The sequence below is a fragment of the Streptomyces sp. NPDC051664 genome (assembly GCF_044453545.1).
Taxonomy (GTDB): domain Bacteria; phylum Actinomycetota; class Actinomycetes; order Streptomycetales; family Streptomycetaceae; genus Streptomyces.
The window spans coordinates 1-5,124 of the sequence record NZ_JBITCU010000086.1 but is presented as its reverse complement, the minus strand read 5'-3'; the positions used below and the strand labels follow the sequence as shown (position 1 = coordinate 5,124).

Sequence of the window (5,124 nt, the reverse complement as noted above, 5' to 3'; positions counted from 1 at the left end):
CAAGCAACGGGCCAAGCGCCACGACGTCGGCAAGACGGTCAAACGCGCCGAGTCGATCAAGGAACACCAAGCCCGCCGAGGATAAACGTCAAGCTGAGGTCGGTTACCGGCTGGTGTGGCAGAAGCTGATCACAGGCCTGATCGACCTCGACGTGGCAAGGCCCAGCACGAAAGCCCCGCGAGACCTACGCCGCCGGGGTCGGCGCCACGCCACTGCAGCGCTTGTTCGAGGTGTTGGCCGGGACGCTGGCCCAGCCGTCGACACGCGGGGTGAGGTTCGGGCCGTTCCGCACGGTTTCCTTCGACGGCTGCAGCTCCATCAAGATCCCCGACAGCAGCCGCAACACCGACCGCTTCGGACCACAAAGCCGCGGCGGCTACCCGACGCTGGAGTTAATGGCCCTGGTGGAGACCGGGACCCGGGCCCTGATCGGCGCGGTGTTCGGCCCGACCAGAGAGGGCGAGACCGACTATGCCCGCCGGCTGCTGCACCACCTGCGCCCGGACATGCTGGTCCTATGGGACAAGGACTTCGACGCCAACGCCTTCCTCGCCTCCGCCGCCGGCACCGGCTGTCCTGGAGATCCTCGACACCGACCCCGACCGCCACTGGCACCCGCTAGACCTCGCCCGCCACCTCGGCGACGTCACCCTGGGCACCATGCGCCGAGAACTCGACCGATGGGCCAGCAACGGACTCATCCACAAAGCCGGACCCGCCGCCTACACCAGCCAAGGCACCTCATAAACCCCTTGCCACCAGCACGAATCCGTGAACCACCCGGCCTTGGATCAAGCCCACAAGTGAACCCTTCGAGCGGACACCGGTCTGGCCGCGCCTCTCGCCACTGACAACGCCAGCGCTCCACCGACCACTCGCTCACCCACAACGCGGCAGCGATCTCCCGGTTCTTCTGCCCGCCTTCGAAACGGCCGACCGCCTCCAGCCGGATCCGTTCCCGCACGGCCCTCTCCGCGCCGGTCAACCCGCCGCCCCGCACAGATCCCACAGCCCTCAGCTAACGACCCGGCTTACGCACCGTCAGACGAACGGGCCGACATCACCCCACCAAGTTCAGTAGCCCGCCTGACGCGGGAGCCGCGTCAGCGACAGGGCCTCCCAGGTCCGCGTACATCGCCCTCTGATTCTCGGAAGGCGTCCTCCCCACCACTTCACCAAGAAAGTACTGGCCGATAAAATTCCGGGGATCTTGGGCTGCACTCAGACTCAGCTCGCCCGCGATTTTTGCAACCCCATTCGAGGTGTAGATTGTATGATTTAGATCAAAATATCCGGACGGGCTCTTTGTATAGTGCAGAAAATCTCCGATCCCTCTGATGATGGCCGCCGTACCCCAGTCATCGAATTGCACTTCCAGGGCATAGTTAGTGCGATCTGGAAATTTTGCCCGATTCATTTCGGCGCCAAATGACGATGGCAAAATCAGGATATTCGGAACATCGAACATAACCTCGTAAATTCCATCGTCTTCAATAATGTTTCCATTTGCCTGGATGGTTATATGCCGCGTGTATTTCGGGAGCCTGACTTCCATGTCAGGTATCGAGTATCCTGCCATTTGGGCCCTTCTGATGGCTTCAGTCAGCTGTGCTATGCGTCGGCTAGTGATCGCATTGGACTCCGATGGGTCGGAATAGATTTCAATCCGCATCGACCCCACGTTTACCGACTGAAGTTGCGTCAATTCGGTCGCGTTCCGATCCCTATCGATTGTGAGGTCAGGCCGATCCATGTAGGACTGCAATTCTGGATAGCGTGCCAGATTTTCATGTGACGCCAGACCTCGAATGACATTTTCCGAGACTCCCGAAGCATCCACGCCTACCTGACCCATGAATTCAAAGGCTTCTTTAATCGATCGCCCCCTTGCCTCGCTGCTGAGTTCTACGGCCCTTTCCGACAATTCCCCGTCCGAGGTGCGGGGCAAAGACAGCGCCCGCAGGGAAGGGCCTCTGAAGTCAGCAGGGTAGGAAAGGTTTCTCTTGATCCATTTTTCAAATCTCACCGGAATTGCAAGGGCGCCACTCAATTTATCTTTAGGGAGTACTTCCAGAGAATATGTCAAGCCATGATCGACAGAGAATTTCAGCAATTTGTCACGATCCCTCATGGTCGTCATGTAATTACGATCGTCATGGCGGAGTACGATGTGTTCGACATCGGACCAGGAGACGTCTCCGTGGATCTGAGTCTCGAAGTACGGGTCCCCAAAGGAGGAGATAATGCGGTCTCCAACAAGTCTAGCGTCGCGGCCGATCTGGAAGCGAAGAGCTGGGTCGTATTCGAAATCGGTTGCTTCGGCGAAGGCCAGCCGGACGCTAGGTTCTGCGCCCCAGGCAAGTAGCGGGAGGAGGTGGTCGGGGCCAGTTACCCCCGGAGCTCCGGCCAGCCCGAAATTGTTCACGGAGTAATCGAAGCCGTCTATGGAGTCTTGGGCGGTATGCGTAACCCTGTCACGGATCGCCTGTTTCAGATGGAAGGCAGCATTGCCGAAATCGATGACGCTATCCGGCATTCGCCGTGAGGTAAGTGCACCGTACTTCGGAAGAATTTTCCCATTTTCCGACCGGAACGGAGACCTGACGGATTGAAAGCCGTCATCGGCCGTGCGCCCGAGCGCTGCCGTGTATCCGAGAAGCTCCTCTGTTGCCCCACGTTTACGAAAGTACGATACCTTCTCTGGATCCGATGCATTTTCCACCTCCCATTTGGTGCGGACCAGTAGCGGGTGGGAGGTGATCAGGCGGTCGAGAAGGGACTGCCCGTCAACGTCCCTGTCGATAGGCATATTGATCGTAACGTGCATTTGGTTGCGCATGAATTCATGTACTTTGTCCAGCAGAAGGAAGACGTCTTCGTCGTCCGTCGGATACCTTTTCGCCCAAGGCCATACTTCGTTGCGGAGTCGATGTATCAGATGCGCACGGGCAAAGGGCGCAGTCTGCCGTCCCAGCCGTTCGACAACGACGAGCGCGGCCATCTGTTCGCCCGTCAGGCCACTGAGATCACGACTCCGCATCGTCCGCAGCATCGCGAGTTCCTCTGTGCGATTCCGCGAGAGCTGCCGCAGTACCCGCGCGGCCGCATCGGAGGGAGGGTAGGCCGTCTCCGCCGCTCGGACCGCTTCTGCGAGCTTCTTCAGCTCGGCGGTAAGCTCGGCTTCCGGATCCTCCACAGCTTCCCGTTCTTCTCTGACGCCTTCGCGTGCCAGTAGCATGCGGGCAATCTCAAGGTCGCGGCCCCCGGCAACCATCCGCTGGGAATGGGTCATCGAGACCCATGCCTGCATGAGAGTTTCATCGGCATCTTTAAGCCTGAGCGGAGTAGTTCTCGTGAAGCCCCATGGCTCTTCGGCCAGCATCTCGGACAATTCCTGCCCTGTATCATTCCGGGCCTTTCGAGCCATGGCAACCAAATTACGCGCCTTGTCTTCAGAAAACCTTTTCCATTGCCCAAGAGGGCTCAGCGCACTCACGAGTTGCAGATCCTCTTCGAGCTGCTCATCATCCCAAGCGTGGGTTTCCCGAAAAACGCTTGGGGCTTCGATTAGAAATGTGCGGAAAGCTGCAGAAGAAACAGCCCCCGATCGTCCTGCTCGGTGCAACGCGAACGCTACATAGCGGTCCCGTCGCCCGGGGGACGGCAGGGGCACCGTCACGTTTCCGTCAGGCCCGGTGACGAAGAAGCTGGACAAGGGCATCGGCTCGCTCAGCACGCTGGAGGTTTCCTCCGTCTGGTCACCGATTGCCCCGTACTGATGGGACGCCGGGGGATCCATCAGCGCGAAGGCCGTCGAGTCCGCCGGGGACTTCCTTGGCAGTGCGTCTTCGAGGACACGACCGGTGGCATCGATCACCACTGCTCGGGTATCGGCCGCGACCAGGCGTGGCCGCGTGGCGCGAACCCGGACATCCGGCGAGGCCTGAAGTTCGACCCAGCGCACTCCCACATCGGTGGTGTGATGGAGGGCGAAGGCGTGTCCCTCGCCTTGGCGCTGCTGCCATAGGACAAGTCCCGTAGCGCCGGGACCGGCCTCTTCGACTGCTTGAGCCATCGTGTCCCAGGAGTCCACTCGCCGCCAGCCGCGGCCGCGGGCCAGCGTGTGCTCAGCCTGGCCGGACCCCACCAACATATCGTCCGTCGCCTGGTGTGTCCGCAGCCCGCTGGGCACCTCGCGGCCTGCCGTCGCCTCACTCAGTGCACCCGGATAGACCGCCTGCTCAAATCCCTGCAGCAAAGTCACACAGGCGTGTGGCGACCGTTTCGCCGCTGTCCCGCCGGGATTCAGTTTGGCCACCACACGGTCGACAAGCTCACGCAGACCGGCCTCATCCAACTCCGCAACCAGCTGGGATCGCCGCTGTTCCCGATTGTGCGCAGCGAGCCGCCTTGCAACGCTCGGGGCCGGGGGAGGTTCGGTGAGGGCCTGGAAGACAACGGCGGAAGCGCTGTCGTCGGAGGTGTGCGCAGGGTCGGCTTGCGTCCCGGACAGATTGGTCGTCGACGACACAGGGCTGCGGGCACCGTCAAAGCGGCCGCCCACGATCGCGTTCGGCCCGTGAAGCAAGACATCCGAGGTGTGCTGGGCGAGCTCGGGAACCGCCATGTTCTGCTGTACTGGCGGCAGGCTGTCGTAGGCCGCCCGTACATCTTCGCGGCCCGGCTGCCGCGGAACCCCGGACCTGGCAGGCTCACGGCCAGCTGCAGGCTGTGTGCGCGGCAACACACGGAAGCGCGGATCATCCAGTACCCCCGGCGAGCCGGCCACAGTGTCCCCAGCAGGCTGCGCTTCACCGCGGGACTCAGCGCCGGCGCTTAGGTCCGTGGTGTGGGTTTCCCGAGTTCGAGTACTGGGGGTTGAGCTGTGGGCGGTCGTGGGGATGGGGGTTGGCTTCGGTTCGGTGGGGGCCAGCGGCGCGGACGCCTGGGAGCGGCTGCCGGGTGCGGTGCTGCCCAGGGCGACGGTGGGTGTGTTCTCGGTGACCCGGCGGGGGCCGCTAGCCTCGCCCGTCCGGACGGCACCGCGTCCGGACGTAGCCGGACGATCTCCACTCGTGGGCGTAGCCGTCGTGGTCCTGCCGTTGGTGGTGGTGGGTGTTGCT

1 protein-coding gene is annotated in these 5,124 nt (G+C 62.0%); it reads right to left on the bottom strand.

Features of this window, described 5'->3' with window-relative positions:
* Nucleotides 1–1,061: 1,061 nt before the first annotated feature.
* Complete coding sequence (locus tag ACIA8E_RS41480) at nt 1,062–4,790, bottom strand: toxin glutamine deamidase domain-containing protein (protein ID WP_399307233.1); 3,729 nt, start codon at nt 4,788–4,790, stop codon at nt 1,062–1,064.
* Nucleotides 4,791–5,124: the final 334 nt, after the last annotated feature.